Source organism: Sphaerisporangium sp. NPDC004334 (assembly GCF_053602655.1).
Genome location: NZ_JBSGDZ010000021.1, coordinates 132,056 through 148,820 on the forward strand (window position 1 = coordinate 132,056; position 16,765 = coordinate 148,820).

The 16,765-nt window shown below is 73.2% G+C and carries 15 protein-coding genes; 3 read left to right on the forward strand and 12 right to left on the reverse strand.

Annotated features, from left to right (window positions below):
- Positions 1-23: 23 nt before the first annotated feature.
- From ACWEN6_RS27155 to ACWEN6_RS27210, 12 genes are read right to left on the reverse strand one after another with little or no spacing between them, the layout of a single operon-like run.
- The gene (locus tag ACWEN6_RS27155; protein WP_452573987.1) at positions 24-1,292 is read right to left on the reverse strand and encodes a cytochrome P450; all 1,269 of its coding nucleotides are present in this window, start codon (positions 1,290-1,292) and stop codon (positions 24-26) included.
- Positions 1,285-1,584 carry a DUF1330 domain-containing protein gene (locus ACWEN6_RS27160; protein ID WP_354848127.1) on the reverse strand — a complete coding sequence of 100 codons (300 nt, stop codon included), beginning with the start codon at positions 1,582-1,584 and terminating at the stop codon, positions 1,285-1,287. Before ACWEN6_RS27160 ends, ACWEN6_RS27155 begins: the two co-directional genes overlap by 8 nt.
- Complete coding sequence (locus ACWEN6_RS27165; RefSeq protein WP_452573989.1) at positions 1,581-2,390, reverse strand: PhzF family phenazine biosynthesis protein; 810 nt, start codon at positions 2,388-2,390, stop codon at positions 1,581-1,583. Before ACWEN6_RS27165 ends, ACWEN6_RS27160 begins: the two co-directional genes overlap by 4 nt.
- Positions 2,387-3,376, reverse strand: coding sequence for an ornithine cyclodeaminase family protein (locus tag ACWEN6_RS27170; protein ID WP_452573991.1), 990 nt, complete (start codon positions 3,374-3,376; stop codon positions 2,387-2,389). Before ACWEN6_RS27170 ends, ACWEN6_RS27165 begins: the two co-directional genes overlap by 4 nt.
- On the reverse strand, positions 3,360-4,001 hold the full coding sequence (locus tag ACWEN6_RS27175) for a hypothetical protein (RefSeq protein ID WP_354922354.1): 642 nt from the start codon (positions 3,999-4,001) through the stop codon (positions 3,360-3,362). The genes ACWEN6_RS27170 and ACWEN6_RS27175 overlap by 17 nt, the downstream gene beginning before the upstream one ends.
- Positions 4,002-4,015: 14 nt before the next feature.
- Positions 4,016-5,008 carry a branched-chain amino acid transaminase gene (locus ACWEN6_RS27180; RefSeq protein ID WP_452573993.1) on the reverse strand — a complete coding sequence of 331 codons (993 nt, stop codon included), beginning with the start codon at positions 5,006-5,008 and terminating at the stop codon, positions 4,016-4,018.
- Positions 5,008-6,411 (reverse strand): phenylacetate--CoA ligase family protein, encoded by a 1,404-nt coding sequence (locus tag ACWEN6_RS27185; RefSeq protein ID WP_452573995.1) that lies wholly within the window; start codon positions 6,409-6,411, stop codon positions 5,008-5,010. Before ACWEN6_RS27185 ends, ACWEN6_RS27180 begins: the two co-directional genes overlap by 1 nt.
- A gap of 16 nt (positions 6,412-6,427) precedes the next feature.
- Positions 6,428-6,721, reverse strand: coding sequence for a Dabb family protein (locus tag ACWEN6_RS27190; protein ID WP_452573997.1), 294 nt, complete (start codon positions 6,719-6,721; stop codon positions 6,428-6,430).
- Positions 6,718-7,941, reverse strand: coding sequence for an ATP-grasp domain-containing protein (locus ACWEN6_RS27195; RefSeq protein WP_452573999.1), 1,224 nt, complete (start codon positions 7,939-7,941; stop codon positions 6,718-6,720). Before ACWEN6_RS27195 ends, ACWEN6_RS27190 begins: the two co-directional genes overlap by 4 nt.
- Positions 7,917-8,966, reverse strand: coding sequence for a PLP-dependent cysteine synthase family protein (locus ACWEN6_RS27200; protein WP_452574001.1), 1,050 nt, complete (start codon positions 8,964-8,966; stop codon positions 7,917-7,919). The genes ACWEN6_RS27195 and ACWEN6_RS27200 overlap by 25 nt, the downstream gene beginning before the upstream one ends.
- Positions 8,948-9,841 carry a GHMP family kinase ATP-binding protein gene (locus ACWEN6_RS27205; protein ID WP_452574003.1) on the reverse strand — a complete coding sequence of 298 codons (894 nt, stop codon included), beginning with the start codon at positions 9,839-9,841 and terminating at the stop codon, positions 8,948-8,950. The genes ACWEN6_RS27200 and ACWEN6_RS27205 overlap by 19 nt, the downstream gene beginning before the upstream one ends.
- Complete coding sequence (locus tag ACWEN6_RS27210; RefSeq protein ID WP_452574005.1) at positions 9,838-11,319, reverse strand: lyase family protein; 1,482 nt, start codon at positions 11,317-11,319, stop codon at positions 9,838-9,840. Before ACWEN6_RS27210 ends, ACWEN6_RS27205 begins: the two co-directional genes overlap by 4 nt.
- Positions 11,320-11,574: 255 nt before the next feature.
- Here ACWEN6_RS27210 and ACWEN6_RS27215 point away from each other — a divergent pair, with 255 nt between their 5' ends.
- From ACWEN6_RS27215 to ACWEN6_RS27225, 3 genes are all read left to right on the forward strand, one after another.
- Complete coding sequence (locus tag ACWEN6_RS27215) at positions 11,575-14,823, forward strand: non-ribosomal peptide synthetase (RefSeq protein ID WP_452574007.1); 3,249 nt, start codon at positions 11,575-11,577, stop codon at positions 14,821-14,823.
- Positions 14,820-15,794: an ATP-binding cassette domain-containing protein gene (locus tag ACWEN6_RS27220; RefSeq protein WP_452574009.1), complete on the forward strand. Its 975-nt coding sequence runs from the start codon at positions 14,820-14,822 to the stop codon at positions 15,792-15,794. Before ACWEN6_RS27215 ends, ACWEN6_RS27220 begins: the two co-directional genes overlap by 4 nt.
- 181 nt (positions 15,795-15,975) lie before the next feature.
- Positions 15,976-16,758: an ABC transporter permease gene (locus ACWEN6_RS27225; RefSeq protein WP_354848091.1), complete on the forward strand. Its 783-nt coding sequence runs from the start codon at positions 15,976-15,978 to the stop codon at positions 16,756-16,758.
- The last annotated feature ends 7 nt before the right edge of the window (positions 16,759-16,765 follow it).

A 16,765-nucleotide genomic window follows, 5' to 3' on the forward strand; every position in this document is an offset into this window, starting at 1 on the left:
CGCGCATTTCCCGAAGCCCCGGATCAGGCCGGGAGCAGTTTCACCTGGAGGCTGCTTATTCCGCTCAACAGGTTGGAATGGACCGGCTCGGGCTCGGCCGTGATGTGCATTTCGGCGACGAATTCTCGCAGCGCCTCCAGCATGGCGCCGACCTCCGTGCGGCCCAGGTAAGCGCCCAGGCAGAAGTGCGGCCCGTATCCGAAGGTGGCGTGCCGGTTGGGGAAGCGCCGCAGGTCCAGGCGTTCGGGGCCGTCGAAGACGTCCTCGTCCCGGTTGGCGGAGGAGTTCCACAGCGTGACGATGTCGCCCGCGGCGATCGTCGTTCCGCGGACGGTGACGTCCTTGAGCGCGCTCCTGCCGAAGTGCATGGCCGGGCTGACCCAGCGCAGGATCTCCTCGACGGCGGTCTTGGTCTCTATCTCGCCGGCGCGGTAGGCGGCCCACTGCCCGGGGTGGCCGACCATCGCCGGCACCGTCCCGATCATGGTGAGGCGGCTGGTCTCGTCGCCGCCGATGATCAGGCTGTAGCAGTTGAAGACGATGTCGTCGTCGGTCAGCGGCACCCCGTCGATGCTGCTGGCGACCATCGCGCCGATGACGTCGTCCTTGGGGGTGCGGCGGTGCTCGGTGACCAGGTCGTCGAAGTACATCAGGATCTCGTTGCGCGCCTCCAGCGACGCCTCGGCGGCGTCCTCGTCGTCGGCGTCCACCTCGTCGCTGCTCAGCGCGGTCTTGGTCAGGTCGAGCAGGTGGTCGCGGTGCTCGTCGCCCTCGGGGACGCCGAGCAGGTCGCAGATGGTGTTGATCGGGATCTTCTCGGCGACGTCCCGCGCGAAGTCGCAGGCGCCCATCTCGACGCCCGCGCGGACCCGGGCGCGGGTGTTCTCCCGCACGCGTTCGGCGACGTAGGACAGCGCGCGGGGCGAGAACGCCTTGAGGAACACGTTGCGCAGGTCCTGGTGGCGCTTGCCGTCGGTCACCGCGAGCATGCGGCCGGCCGCGGAGTCGCCGCCCGCCAGCAGCGTGGTCAGGACGTTGCCGCGCTCGGAGGTGAAGTGGTCGTCGTCCTTGTAGACCGCCATGATGTCGTCGTACCTGGTGAGCGCCCAGAACCCGGGACGGCCGCCGCGGGGGGCGTTCCAGAACACCGGGGCCTCGGCGCGCAGGCGGCGCCAGATCGCGTACTGGTCGTGGGCGCGGAAGGTCCGCGGGTCGGCCAGGTCCAGCGCGTCCAGATCGACGGGAAGACCGGCGGAGAAGCCGGCGGGGAGGCCGGCGGGGAGCTCAGTCATCCGAGCCGCCCCCGTCCACGAGGATCAGGTCCATCTCGACGCCCTCGCGCAGCGGGGTGATCTCCGCGTACTCCGGCGAGTTGTACCAGCGCCGGGCGTGCTCGGCGCTGGGGAACCGCATGACCGACAGGTGCGTGGGGTGCCAGTCCCCCTCCAGCACGTCGAACGCCCCGCCGCGGATGGCGAAGCCGCCGCCGTACGCCTGGAGCGTCGCCAGGACCTTGTCCCGGTAGAGGGCCATCTTCTCCTTGTCGGGGATGGCGGCCACGTTGCCAATGACGAACGTCGTCATCGTTCCTCCCGTTCGTGTAGCTCTCCACTCATGAAGATCACCGCGCGGCCATACAGCCCCACGCGCTCGCCGCGCGTCGTCACGCGCACGCGGCCGCCGCGCGGGGAGCACTGGAAGCCGGTCAGGCGGCGCCGGCCGAGCCTGGCGCTCCAGAAGGGGCCGAGGCAGCAGTGCGCCGAGCCGGTCACCGGGTCCTCGTCCACGCCGTGCCGGGGGGCGAAGAAGCGGGAGACGAAGTCGTGCTCCCGCCGTCCCCGGGCGGTGACGATGACTCCCCGCACGGGGAAGGCGCTCAGCGCGGCGAAGTCGGGCCGCAGCTCGGCGACCTCCTCCTCGTCGGCCAGCTCGGCCAGGTAGTCGAAGCGGTTGCGGCCCATCCAGACGGGCTTGGCGCCGAGCGCCTCGGGCAGCCCGCCGGGGACCTCGGTCTCCTCGGCGGGCTCGGCGGGGAAGTCCAGGCCGATGCCGTCCGGGCCCCGCTCGGCCGACAGGACGCCGCTGCGGGTGGCGAAGCGCAGTGGCCGGGCGCCGTCCTCGCCCTCCCCCTCCCACAGCACGTGCGCGGCGGCCAGCGTCGCGTGCCCGCACAGGTCGACCTCGCCCGCGGGGGTGAACCAGCGCAGGCCCATGCCCTCCGGGGAGTCCGCCGGGGTGGACCGGTCGACGAACGCGGTCTCCGACAGGTTCATCTCGGCCGCCACCGCCTGCATCCAGCGCGCGTCGCGCGGCCGGTCGAGCAGGCACACCGCGGCGGGGTTGCCCTGGAACGCCGCGTCGGCGAAGGCGTCGACCACGTAGATCCTCATGGCGCGGGGTAGGGAACGTCGGCGCCGAGTCCGAGTTCGCGGGCGGCGCGGGCCGCGGCGAAGCCCGAGACGATGTCCTGCGCGGCCATGCCGAGCGACTTGTACAGGGTGATCTCCGCCGCGTCGCCGCGTCCCGGGTGCCGTCCGAGCAGCACCTCGCCGAGCTCGGCGCGCACGTGGTCGGGGCCGATCAGCCCTTCGGCCAGCGGGACGCGCAGGTCGCCCGACTCGCTCGCCGCCGACTCCCGACTGTCCACGAACACCGCGCACCTGGCGACCGCGTCGCCGGACAGCTCGCGCGCGTCGGCGACCGAGGCGCCGACCGCGTTGACGTGCGCGCCGGGCGCGAGGTCGCGCCCGAAGACGACCGGCTCCTTGGCGGAGGTGGCGGTGCAGACCAGGTCGGCGCCCGCCAGCGCGTCGCCGGCCGTGGGCGTCACCTCGACGGGGACCGTCAGCCAGGACGCGGCCCACCGCCGGAAGTTTTCGGCGCGCCCTTCCGTGGGGCTGTACACGCGGACCCTGCGCAGGTCGCGCACGAGCGCGAGGGCTTCGAGGTGCGAGCGGGCCTGCACGCCCGACCCGATGACGGCCAGGTCGCCGGCGCCGGGGAGCGCCAGCGTGTCGGTGGCCACCGCCGAGACGGCGGCGGTGCGGATCGCGGTCAGCTCGGCGCCGTCCAGCAGCGCCAGCGGGTACCCGGTCTCGGGGTCGAAGACCAGGACCACGCCGATGTGCACGGGCAGGCCCTTGTCCCGGTTGCCGGGCCGCAGCATGATCGCCTTGAGGCCGTATCCGGGCAGGTCGCCGGTGACGTGGCAGGGCATGGACGCGAAGACGCCGCCCTCACCCGGGGGCCGCAGGATGGTGCGCAGCGGCTGGGTGACCTCTCCCCCGCTGTAGGAGCGCATGACGCCGGCCATCAGGCCGATCGCCCGCTCCATGGGCAGGGCCTTGCGCACCGCCCCGCTATCGAGGAACAACATCGGCGTTCTCCCTGTGGATGTCGGCGGCGGTGGCGTCCAGGTCGTCCAGGACGAACACCGACCAGACCATGCGGATGGGCCGGGTGCGCGAGATGAACTCCAGGCCGTAGTGGTCGACGGCCGGGGCCGTGGTGAGCGCCAGGTCGCTGAACCCGCCGCTCGCGGCCATGGCAGCCGCGCTGGTCGAGTTCATGATCATGACCTTGCCCTGCGCGAACGGCGCGGGCAGCAGCTGGGCGATCAGCGGGGCGGGCGCCGGGTGCGTGGCGATCGACGGCCGCACGGGCAGGGCGTCGTTGCCGCGCGACTTGGCCAGCCCGTACAGCGGGGTGTCCATGATGAACGCCCCCGCCAGGGCCAGCCGCGTGTCCATGTAGAACTCGTTGACCGCCCGGTAGGCGTTGGCCACGATGAAGTGGCTGATGTCCCGGTTGAGCAGGGCGTCGCACGCCCCCTCGTAGGTGTCGTACAGCGAGAGCTGCGGTTCGCTCGGCAGCTCGGAGAGCTTCTCCCACAGCAGGGTGGCGGCCGTCTCGCTGCTCGTCCCCGCGGGGCCGAGCGTTCCTATCTCCTTCAGCACCACCCGGCTCAGCGCGTCGATCTCCATCCACCCGAGCAGTTCCATCCCGCTCGCTCCTTTCATGCCGGTCGCTCCACTGGCTCGCCCCTGTTTGAGTCCGGCACACCCGGTTCCACCGCGGTCAGCCACCCGCGGGTGTCCTCCCGCTCGGCCCTGACCACCTGGCGGTAGCGCTCCACGAGCCGGGAGGTGACCGGGCCGGGCTCACCCGTCCCGATCGGCCTGCCGTTGACCACGATCACCGGGGTGAGGCCGACGCCGGTGCCGGTGAGGAAGACCTCGTCGGCCAGCAGCAGGTCGGCGGGGTGCAGCGGCCGCTCGGCGGCGGTCAGGCCGAGGTCGGCCGCCAGCGTGAGCACCGTGTCCCGGGTGATGCCGGGCAGGATGTCGGCGTCGGGCGGCGGCGTGAGCAGGGCGCCGCCGCGCACCGCGAAGACGTTGGCCGTGCTGGCCTCGGCGACCTGCCCGGCGTCGTTGAGCAGGATCGCGTCGTCGTAGCCGGCCGCGCGCGCGTCCTCGACGGCCAGCGCGCTGTTGACGTACCCGCCGGTGATCTTGGCCTGGACGGGGACGGCCGCGCGCGAGGGCCTGCGCCACGAGCTGACCAGGCACCGGACGCCGCCCGGCGGGGTGTAGGCGCCCAGGCGGGAGGCGACGATCGTGACCGCCTCGGAGATCCCGCCCAGGCCCACCCCCGGCGGGGTGCCCGGCAGCAGGCCGAGCTTGTAGGCCAGCGGCCGGATGTAGACGTCACCCATGTCGCCGTTGCGGCGCAGCAGCTCCACGGTGAGGTCGGCCAGCTCGTCGGCGCTCAGCCCCACCTCGATGCGCAGCAGCCGGCACGACCGCAGGAAGCGGCGGTAGTGGTCGCGCACCCGGAACAGGTGCACCCGCCCGCCGCCCGCGGCCGCGTGCGCCCTGATGCCCTCGAAAGCCCCGGTGCCGTAGTGCAGGCCCTGGGTGGTCGGCGGCAGGCGAACATCGTCGAAGCGGACGAACCCCCCCTCGTTCTGGACGCGGTGGTAGACCCAGCGGCCCGGCAGCGGCCGCATCACCCTCTCCTCGCGGCCAGGGCGAGGGCGGCGCGGGACTCGCGGTCGTCGCGGGCCGGCTCGTCGCCGCGGCCGTCCACGACGCGGGCGGCCTTCCAGCTCACCATCGCGCCCGTGCTCGTGATGCTCCCCGGGTCGCCGAAGGAGACGACCAGCTCGGTGCCGAGCACCTCGCGGCACTCCTCCTGGGCGAGCAGCAGGCCCGGGTGGCTCTCGGAGGCGCCGTGCAGCATCAGGTCGACCCGGTCCTCGCCGAGGGGCGTGCGCTCCAGCCTGATCTGGTAGTCCATGAACCCGCCCACGTGCCGCAGCAGCAGGTCCTCCAGGTCGTAGCCGGTGACGGCGTGGCCGTTCAGCATGATCTGGTCGCCCACCCGGCCGAGCACCTCCACGCGCGGCGCGGGGATCGTCGCGCCCGGCGCCACCGGGTGCATGCGCACCATGTCGCCGGTCCGGTAGCGCACCAGCGGCTTGGCGCCCTGGTAGAGGTTGGTGATCACCAGCTCGCCCTGGCGCACGCCGGCGCCGTCGGCCCGCGCGGGCCGCAGCGTCACCGGGTCGATGACCTCGTAGTGGTTGATCAGCGGCGCGGTGTACAGGCCGCCGTCCGCGCCCGAGGCGGCCAGGACGGAGGCCTCCTGCGAGGCGTACAGGGCGTTGTAGGCGCGCGCGCCCCACAGGGCGCCGATCCCGGCGAGCAGGCTCGGCGAGGCCAGCTCGCCGGTGAGCATGAGCACGTCCAGCGAGAAGTCGGCGGCCGGGTCCAGGCCGGCCTCCCTGGCCTTCTTGGCCAGCGACAGCGCCATGCCGGGCGTCGCGAACAGCCCGGTGACGGGCAGCATGCGCATGACCTCGAGGGCGCGGTCGAAGCCGATCATCGGCGAGTGCGGCCACATCTTGGCGACGGCGATGCCGAGGTTGCGGCACACGTCGCCGAAGGTGTCGCCGGTCGCGTGCAGCTCCGAAGGGCCGGAGACCCCGACGACCTGCCGGTCGCCGTACTGGTCGAACACCGTCTGGTAGTAGGCGGTGAGCACGGTGTTGTTGTGCAGGGTGTCGGTGTTGTCGCGCGGGCAGGGGGTGGCCCTGCCGGTGGTGCCGGTGGTCTCGTAGAAGATCCACGCCTCGTGCATCGGGCGCGACAGCATGTCGAACTGCGCGTCGCGCAGGTCCTGTTTGGTGGTGAAGGGCAGCGAGCCCAGGTCGTCGTCCTCGGCCGCCCCGTCGAGCCTGGCGCGGTAGAACGGGGAGCGTTCCTTGACGTAGGAGATGGTCTGGCGGAGCAGGCGGGCCTGGTGCGCCGCCACGCGCGCCTCGTCCCACTCCCCGGCCAGGAACTCCCGGTGCAGATCCCGCAGCGACCTGGCCATCTCGTCGAGCTCGGGGTGGTGAATCGTGAACATCGAAAGCCTCGTGTCTCTACTCTTCGAGGTCGGCGATGACCCAGTCGCTGATCTCTCGCCATAGCGCCGCCGACTTCTGGTGGAAGGGGTGGAGGAGGTATCTCTGGAGCGCGTCCGCGTCGCGGACCAGGCCCATGACGGCGAAGTCATAGGCGATGGCGCGCTCGGAGATGTTCCTGCCGGTCCGCCACTCGAGGAGGTCCTCCACCTCCGCGCCGACGTCGGCCGCCATCCGCTCCGCCTCGATGACGCGCTCGTCCGCCCAGGTGTGCCCGGGCTTCAGCTTGAAGAGCACGATGTGCCGGATCATTCGCCCACCTCCACGCGCAGGGCCGCGGCCGCCAGGTCCAGCCGTTCGGTGAGTTCGGTGACGGTCCCGCCGCGCGCGATCACGTGGCCGAAGCGGTCGTAGGCGCTGCGCGGCGGGCCCACCCGCGTGCCCGGCGCGGCGGTGACGCCGACCCGCGCGACGCCCGGCAGCGCCGCCGCCCGCTCCACGCCGGAGACGGCGCGGACCTCGCCGGCGCGGTCGGCGACCAGGAACCGGATGCCCGCGTAGCCCTCGTGCCTCTGCTCCAGCGTCACCGGCATGCCGATGGCGCCGCGGATCTGCTGTTCGAGCAGGTCAAGGCCGTCGACCAGGGAGATCAGCTCGGGGATCATGCCGCCGGCCAGGCGCGGGTTGATCTCCACCACCGCCACGCCGTCGGGCAGGAGCCTGACCTCGGTGTGGGTGGGGCCGTGCTGGACGCCGACCGCCGCGAGCGCGAGGCGGACCGTCTCGCGCATCGCCTCGCCGTCGGCGGTGCCGACGGGCGCGGGGTACAGGTGGCCGGACTCGACGAAGTACGGGTGCCCGGTGAGCGACTTGGCGACGATCCCGACGCACCTGGCCTCGCCGTCCGTGTGCACCATCTCGACGCTGAACTCGGGGCCTTCCAGGTACTCCTCGACCAGCGCCGCCGGCTCGCACACCTGGCCCCGGACGTTGACCCGCACCGACAGCACCTGGGCCACTTGCGCCAGCGCCTGGGCCGGGGTCGCGCACAGCCGGACGTCCTCAGACCCCGAGCCGCTGACCGGCTTGACGACGCACGGCAGCCCCACCCGCGCGACGGCCGCGGAGGTCTCACTCTGGTCGTGGACCACGGCGAAGCGCGGCTGCCGGAGCCCGGCCTTGGCCAGCGCCCGCCGGGTGCGGCCCTTGTCCCGGCAGATCCGCACCGCCTCGGGCGGGTTGCCCGGCAGCCCCAGGTGGGCCGCCAGCTCGGCGACGGTGGCGACGTAGAAGTCGCTGGTGGTGGTCACTCCGCACAGCTCGGCCGCGTAGGGAGCGACGGCGGCGAGGAGCGAGCCCGGGTCGTTGGTGTCGCAGCGCACCACCTGCGCGCCGGTGGCCGCGAGGCCCCGGTAGCGCTCCGGCCTGCCGGTGAGGAACAGCGGGTCCAGGCCGAGCTCGCCCGCGGTCCGCAGCGCGATCATGCCGGTGCCGGTGGTGTTGGCCTCTACGCAGGCAAGGCGGCCTCGCATCGCACCTCCCGGCGTCTCGGTCCGGGGAAGCAGTTGGACCAGGTCGTCACGGTCTGGGAGGCGTCGACCTCCACGGGCGCGTCGGCGACCGGCATGCCGTGCAGGTCCTTCTCCAGCCAGTGGCCCTCGTCGTAGACGGTGGCGCAGTAGCGGTCGCCGCGGTCGGGCATGATGCCGACGATCCGGGTGCCGGGGCCCTCCCTGCGGGCCAGGTGGCGCAGCACCCCGTACACCGAGCCGGCGGTGTTGCCGCCGAAGATCTGCTGCTCGGCGGCCAGGTCGGCCGTCGCCTGGAACGCCTCGCGGTCGTTGAGCCAGTGCACCTCGTCGATCAGCGAGTGGTCCACGTTGTCGGGGACCAGGCTGTTGCCCAGGCCGCTCTGCAGCCGTCCCGGCAGGTCGGGCTGGCCGAAGATGACGCTGCCGACGCAGTCCACGCCGACCGTCCACAGCTCGGGCAGCGTCTCGCGCAGGGCCCGCGAGGTGCCGCACAGCGAGCCGCCGCTGCCGACCGCGCCGACCAGCACGTCGATGTGCCCGAGGTCGGCCAGCAGTTCGGCGGCGAGGGTGGCGTAGGCCCGCGGGTTGTCGGGGTTGCTGTACTGCCGGGGCCAGAACGACCCGGGCAGCTCGGCGCGCAGCAGTTCCAGCCGCTCCAGGCGGGCGCTCTGCCAGCCGTGGGAGGTCATCTTGTCGACGATGTGCACCGAGCAGCCCAGGAAGCGGAGCTTGGCCAGAGTGATCGGGTCGATCCGCGGGTCGGTGACGATGTGCACCGGGTGGCCGAGCGCGGTGCCGACCAGCGCGACGCCGAGCGCCATGGTCCCCGAGGAGCTCTCGACGATGGCCGCGCCCGGGGCCAGCTCGCCCGACTCGCGGGCGGACAGGATGATCTGCCGGGCGACCCGGTCCTTCATCGCGAACAGGTTCTGCAGTTCCAGCTTGGCGTAGACCGTTGCGCCGCCCAGGTCGAGCGATACGAGCGGGGTGTGCCCGATCGCGTCGATCACGTTGTTGTGAAGCACCGGACCTCCTCTGCGTCGGCGGTGAGCGAATGGTCGACGTGCGCGTGTCCCGCCAGCCGCGCGCACGCCCTCTCGGCGCGGCCGAGCCGGTCGCGGTAACGCGGGTCGGCGATGTCCAGCAGCAGGCCGATGGCGGTGCCGCTGTGCGCGACCGCGACGCCGAGGCCGCCGACCTCCTCGCAGATCTGGCGCATCGACCGCATCGTGGTCTTGGGGTTGAGCCGCTGGTTGAGGATCGCGCTCTGGGTGGCGACGTGCCCGATGTCGGCCACATCGCCGGCGGCCACGGCGACCACGAGCATGTCCAGCAGCCGTGCGTACTCCTTCCTGTCGTCGTCGGAGAAGGGCTTGGGCCGTCGGTTGAAGGCGATGGTGTCGACGCTGCCGCCCTCGTCGACGCTGACGATCGTCAGCGGAGGCAGGTGGCCGAGCCGGGTGAGCAGGCGCACCTCGCGGTGCAGGAAGGCGACGGCGCCGTCGTACATGACGCCGTCGGTCGGCTCGATGGGCCGCAGCAGCGACTCGATCTCGGCGGCCTGCGGCACGGCACCGATGGCCTCGCCGACCGCGCGGGCGGTCGCCACCAGGTCGGCGGAGGAGCTGCTGAACCCCTTGCCCTCCGGCAGGTCGCTCCGCACGGTGAGCACGCCGCCGGTCAGCACGCCGTGCTCCGAAAGCAGGGCCCTCGCGACCCGCAGCGACTTGCTCTTGTGCCCGGGCACCACGGTGACCTGCGCGGACTTCGGGTCCAGGCGGAAGGTCGCCCGGCTGGACCTCGGGATGGGCAGCGTCACCAGGAAGTCCTGGCCGCCGCCGGCGAGCTGCCCTTGCATGAGCTCGCCGAAGGTCCCGTAGGCCACCCCTGTGCCGATCACGACCGGGACTCGAGACCGAGGAGCCCGTCCACCGCGGCCACCGACGCCTCGGCCCGCCGGCGGCGCGCCGACCACTCCCTCGCCAGGACGGCCAGTTCCTCGCCCTGGCCGGCCAGCATCGCGCGGACCTCGTCGGGGTGCGCCGAACCCAGCGAGCGCTTGCGCCGCAGTCCGGCGCCCGGTTCGAGCGTGCCGTCCAGCAGGCCGGCCGCGTCGGCCACCGGGTGGCCGGCGCCGGCGCAGACGCGCTCCAGCGCCTCCGGGTCGGCGGGCGTCCCCTCGGCGATCATGGCGACGATGTAGCGGCCCGCGATGACCTGCGCCGTCCGCCACGGCACGCCCGCGTCCAGGGTCAGCCGGTTGGCCAGCGAGAAGCCCCCGAGGTGCTCCCCGGCGCACAGCTCGCGTCCCCGCGCGGCGGGGAAGACGGCGTTGTCCAGCACCAGCGTGAGCAGGCCGAGTACGGAGGCGAAGGTGCGCGTCGCGGAATCGAGTTGCGCGCCGCCCTCCTTGCCCACCTCGACGGTGTTGCTGTACGGCGTGCCGCGCTGGGCGGCGGCGACGTCGACGAACCACGACAGCAGGTGCGCCGTCCGGCCGCGGATGCGCTCCAGCAGCGGGTAGTTCTTCTTCTGCGGCATCGCCGAGGAGATCCCGGCCAGCTCGTCGGGCAGCTCGACCAGCCCGTAGTGGCTGCCGGCCCAGGTCATCAGGTCGCTGACGAACCTGTTCAGCCCGGTGGCGAAGGTCGCCGCCTCGGCGGCGAGCTCCAGCATCCACGCCCGGGAGGCGACGGCGGCAAGCGCGTGCGTCCGCGGCCCGGCGAAGCCGAGGTGCCCGGCCATCGCCGCCCTGTCCCAGGGCAGCTCCTGGCCGGCCATGGCGCCCGCCCCGAGAGGGGACAGGTCGGCGTGGTCGTAGGTCGCGAGCAGGCGGCGCAGCGTGTGCAGCAGGTGGTCCGACAGCGCGCTGAGGTAGAAGCCCGGGGTGATCACCTGGGCCGCCTGGAGGTGGGTGTACCCCGGCATCGGCGCCTCGGTGTGCCGGGCGGCCAGCCGGTGCGCGGCGTCCACGCAGGCGACCAGGCCCTCGGCGATCCCCAGGGTCCGCTCGCGGCCGAACATGAGCTGCGCGCAGGCCTGCGCGTCGTTCCTGCTCCGGTCGACGTGCCAGCGCGGCGCCGGCGCGCAGGACCGCGCGGCCACCAGGCGCTCGATGCCGAAGGAGATGTCGGACAGATTCTCCTCGGGGTCGGCGGTGAGGTCCTCGGGAGTGATCGCATGCAGAGCGCGCGCGATTCCCCCGGCCTCCTCGGGCGCCAGAATCCCCATCCGCCGGTATTCGAGCAGCAGGACCTTCTCAATGTGGAGGTAGTGCGGCAGGAGATGCCGCACCTCATAGGAGAACTGCGGCTCCAGCACCTCCTCGTGCAGGAGGTTCGCCGGAGCGCCGCCAATTCGGCCCGTCACCATAGCCATGCCCGAACGCTAGGGCGGCGACTTATCGGCTCGTTTTCACCCGTCTATGAAAAGCAGATGATATGTGCCGGATATGACACCTCCATAGTCTGCGGGACAGGAACAAATATGGAGGTGGGCACGGTGCCCGACAGGGGAAACCAAGAATACTGGCGCGAAACACTCGCAGCGGGAGGCGGCACACGGCTGCCCCGCTGGTCGCATGGATACGCAGGCGAGGCCTCGCGCGGTTTTCCCCTGTTCTCCCCGTCCCCTGTGTCCCCCGAGACGCCCGGCTCCCCCGCGCCACCGGCTCCGTCGCCGGCGACGCTGCTCGCCGCGCACGCCAAGGTGCTCGCGGCGCTGTCCGGCGAGACGACGGTGGCCACCGGCTACCGCGCCCCCGGGGCGGCCGAGGCGCTCCCCTGCCGGATCACCGTCGGCGACGGCACGTGGCGCGAGCTGACCGCCGCCGCCTCCCGCGCCGAGCAGGAGCTGCGTCGGCACGCCGGCCACCCGGTGGCGTCCCTGCGCGCGGAGCTCGGCCCCGAGGCCATGTGGTTCGAGACGGTCCTGGACCTCGGCGGGGGCGACCCGGACGCCGGTCTCGGCGAGGTCGTGCTGCGGGCCGAGGTGGACCTGCCCCGCGGGCGGCTGCTGCTGCGCTACCGCACCGACGTGGTGGACGAGGAGTACGCGGGCAGGATCGCCGGCTACTACCGCACGGCCCTGGAGCTCGCCGCCCGCGACCTGGACGCCCCCCACGGGGAGCGGAGCCTGCTGGCGGAGCAGGAGCTGCGCCACCAGCTCGACGTGCTGGCGGGCCCGCCCCGCGAGCTGCCCGACCGGCGCTTCCACGAGCTGTTCGAGGAGCGGGCGCGCGAGCGCCCCGACGAGGTGGCCGCGGCCCGCGGCGGCGTGGAGCTGACCTACGCCGAGCTGAACGCCCGCGCCAACCGCCTCGCCTGGGGGCTGCTCGCCCGCGGGCTGGCCGCCGAGGACGTCGTCGCCGTGGCGGCGGAGCGCGACCTGGACTGGATGACCGCGGTCATCGCGATCCTCAAGGCGGGCGGGGTCTACCTGCCCGTCGACCCGGGCTTCCCCGCCGACCGCGTCGCCACCATGCTGGAGCGCAGCGCGTGCCGCTTCGTGCTGGGCCACGGGCCGGTGGAGGGCGCCGGCGAGGTGGTCACCTACGCGGACGTCGTCGCCGGCGTCACCCGCGAGGACGACCCGGGCATTCCCGTCGCCGCCGGCCAGGCGGCCTACATCTACTTCACCTCGGGCTCCACCGGCCTGCCCAAGGGCGCGGTGTGCGAGCACGCGGGCATGCTCAACCACCTGTACGCCAAGATCGAGGACCTGCGCATCGCGCCGGGCGACGTGGTCGCGCAGACCGCGCCCCAGTGCTTCGACATCTCGCTGTGGCAACTGCTCGCCGCCCCCATGGCCGGCGCCCGCACGCTCATCGTCGAGCAGGAGGTGATCCTGGACGTGCGGCGCTTGGCCGCCACGCTCGCCGAGCGCCGCGTCACCGTGGCCCAGCTCGTCCCCTCCTACCTGGAGGCCGTGCTCGCCCACCTCGACGACGAGCCGCGGGACCTGCCCGACCTGCGCTTCGTCTCGGTCACCGGCGAGGCGGTCAAGAAGGAGCTGCTGGTCCGCTGGTTCGCCCGCTTCCCCGGCATCGGGGTGCTCAACGCCTACGGGCTCACAGAGACCCACGACGACACCAACCACGAACTGCTGGAACGCGCGCCCGACGGCGAGGGGGTCCCGCTCGGCGCGGCCATCCCCGGCGCCCGCGTCTACGTCGTGGACGAGAACCTGTGGCCGGTGCCGCTCGGCTCCCCCGGTGAGATCGTCTTTTCGGGGCGGTGCGTGGCCAGGGAGTACATCGGCGACCCCGAGCGCACGCGCCTCGCCTTCACCGGCGACCCGCACCGGCCCGGCCTGCGGCTGTACCGCTCCGGCGACTTCGGCCGGTGGCGGCCGGACGGCAAGCTGGCCTTCCTCGGCCGCAGGGACGCCCAGGTGAAGATCCGCGGCCACCGCGTCGAGCTGGGCGAGGTGGAAGGACGGCTGCTGCGCGTGCCCGGCGTGCGCGACGGGGCCGTCCTGGTCGCCGAGAGCGGCGGCGGCCCGCAGCTGGTGGCGTTCTACTCGGCCGGCGCGGACATCCCCGAGGACGACCTGCGCGCCCGGCTCGGCGCGGCCCTGCCGGTCTACATGGTGCCCGAGCGCTTTCACCGGCTGGACGCGCTGCCGCTGACCGGCAACGGCAAGGTCGACAAGAAGAGCCTGGCCGTCCTGGCCCGGGAGACGCCCCGGCCGGCGGGCGACCTGCCTCCGCGCACCCCCGCCGAACGGCGCGTCGCCGCGCTGTGGGAGCAGGTCCTGTCCCTGCCCGCCGGCCGCGTCGGCCGCGGCGACGACTTCTTCGCGCTGGGCGGCACCTCGCTGTCGGCCATCAGGTTCCTGGCCAGGCTCGGCAGGGCGACGACCCTGCGCGAACTCGCCGACCACCCCGTGCTCGCGGCCTTCGCGGCCCACATCGATGGAGGAGACCGGCGGATGCCGACCCCCGTGCACCACCCGGACAGGCCGCCGATCCTCGGCGTCCCCCAAGGCGCGGGCCCGGACTGGGTCCGCGACCACCGCGACGAGCTGTACGCGACGGTCGCCGAGCACGGCGCCGTGCTGCTGCGCGGCCTGGACCTCGCCGACCTCGACGGCATGCGGGGCTACGCGAAGGAGCTGCTCGCCGAGCCGGCCGTCGAGCGGGAGGGGTTCGCCCCGCGCGCCGACCACGGACACGGCCTGTACTCCTCCGCCGAGTGGCCGCCCGACCAGCCGATGTGCATGCACCACGAGCTCAGCCACTCCCTGACCGTGCCGCGGCTGCTGCTGTTCGGCTGCCTGACCGCCCCGGCCGCGGGCGGGGTCACCGGGCTGGCCGACGGCCAGGAGGTGCTGGCCAGGCTGGGCGGCGCGCTGACCGAGCGGTTCGAGCGGGAGGGGTGGCTGCTCGCCCGGCACTACGGCGACGACGTCGGCCTGCCCTGGCAGGCGGCCTTCGGCACCGGCGACCGCGCCGAGGTCGAGCGGTACTGCGCGGAGAACGCCATCGAGTTCCGGTGGGGCCCGGACGGCACGCTGTCCACCCGCCAGCGCAGGGCCGCGGTGCTGGCCCACCCGCTCACCGGACGGCGGTCCTGGTTCAACCAGATCGCCTTCCTCAACGCCTGGACCATGGCGCCGGAGGTCCGCGAGTACCTCCTCGAGGTGTACGGACCCGAGCGCCTGCCCTTCAACACCTCCTACGGCGACGGCGAACCGGTCGGCGCCGCCGAGGTGGATCTGATCAACAAGGTCTACGAGACGTGCACCCTGCGCGAACCGTGGCGGAAGGGGGATCTGATGATCGTCGACAACCTCCGGATGGCGCACAGCCGCGAGCCCTACCAGGGGCCGCGCGAGGTGGTCGTCGCCATGGGGGACCCCGTGCGTCTGGCGCCCCGGTGAACGGCCCGGTGAACGGCACGGTGAACGGCGGCGGCATCCGCGTCCAGGGGCTGACCAAGCGGTTCGGCAAGGTCCACGCGCTCCAGGGCGTCGACCTGGAGGTGCGTCCCGGCACGGTCCTCGGCCTGCTCGGGCCGAACGGCGCGGGAAAGACCACCATCGTCCGCATCCTGTCCACGCTGGAGCGCCCCGACTCCGGCACGGCGTCCGTCGGCGGCCACGACGTGGTGCGCGAGCCGCACCTGGTCCGGCGGGCCATCGCGGTCGTCGGCCAGTACGCCACCGTCGACCAGGGCGTCTCCGGACGCGAGAACCTCTACGTGGTCGCCCGGCTGCTGGGGCTGCGCCCCCGCGCCGCCCGGGCCCGCGCCGAGGAACTGCTGGAGCTGTTCGGGCTCGGCGCGATGGCGGGCCGCGCGGCCGGCGGGTACTCCGGCGGGCAGCGCCGCCGCCTGGACCTGGCCGCGAGCCTCATCGGCCGGCCGGGCATCCTCTACCTCGACGAGCCCTCGACCGGCCTTGACCCGCACAGCCGCAAGGAGCTGTGGGACCTCATCCGCGGCCTGACCGACGAGGGCATGACCCTGCTGCTGACCACCCAGCACATGGAGGAGGCCGAGGCCCTCGCCGGTGACGTGGTGGTCGTCGACCGCGGCCGGGTGGTCGCCGCCGGCACCCCCAAGGAGCTGCGCTCGCGCATCGGCGGCCAGATGCTGCACGTCCGCACGGCCGCCACGGCCGACCTCGAGACGGCGCGGTCCGCGCTGCGCGCCGCCGGCCTGGCCCCGGCGGGCGACGGCGAGGACGGCGTGCTGCGCATGCCGCTCACCAGGGACGACCACCTGACGGCCGCGCTGCGGGCCCTGGCCGGCGCGGACATCGTCGTCACCGGCTTCGAGACGCGCACGCCCAGCCTCGACGAGGCGTTCCTCGCCCTGACCAGCGTGCCCCGCGACCGGGAGGACCAGTGACCCTGCGGCAAGGCGTCAGAACCCGGCGAGAACGACCCGCCGCCCGGCGAGAACGACCCGCGAACCGGCGAGAACGACCCGCGACCGGGCGACGAGGATTCGCGGCCGGGCGAGAAGGACCCGTGACCCGACGAGGAGGACCCGTGAGACCCACCCCGACCGGCCCGCCCGAGGAGGACCCGTGAGCCAGGCACTGACCGCGATGGACGCCGTCCGGCACGCCTCGGTGATGACCCGGCGCAACATCGCCCAGTTCAGGAACGACCCGGGTCTGATCCTCGACGCGACCCTGACCCCCGTGCTCATCTCGGTCATCTTCGTGTCGGTCTTCGGCGGGGCCATCGCCGGCGGGACGGCGGACTACGCGCAGTTCTTCGTCCCGGGCATCATGGCCATCAATCTCATGATCGTCTCACGCAACACCGGCGTCGGCATGGCCGTCGACTTCAATTCCGGCGTCGTCGACCGGTTCCGCACCCTGCCCGTCGCCCGCTCGGCCCTGCTGTCCGGCAGGGTCGCCGCGGACGCCCTGCGCATGCTGCTCAGCCTTGTGGTGATCCTCGCCTGCTCGACCCTCATCGGGTTCCGCATCGGCGGCGGCCTCGCCGGAGCCGCCGCGGCCGTGGCGCTGCTGCTCGCATTCGGCGTCGCCCTGTCCTGGATCGCCGTCTGCATCGGCGTCTCGGTGCGCAGCATCACCACCGTCTCCACCCTCACCTCCCTGTGGGTGCTGCCCTTCCAGTTCGGCAGCTCCGCACTGGTCCCCACCGAGGGCATGCCCGCCTGGCTGCGGGTCTTCGCCGACGTCAACCCGGTGACCCTCGTCGTGAACGCCTCCCGGGGCCTGCTGGACGGACGCGCGGCCGCGGGCCCGATCGCCGGCGCCCTCGCCTGGATCGCCGTGATCCTGGTCGTCTTCGTCCCGATCTCGGTCACGCAGTACACCCGCCGCGGCCACCACTGACCGGCGC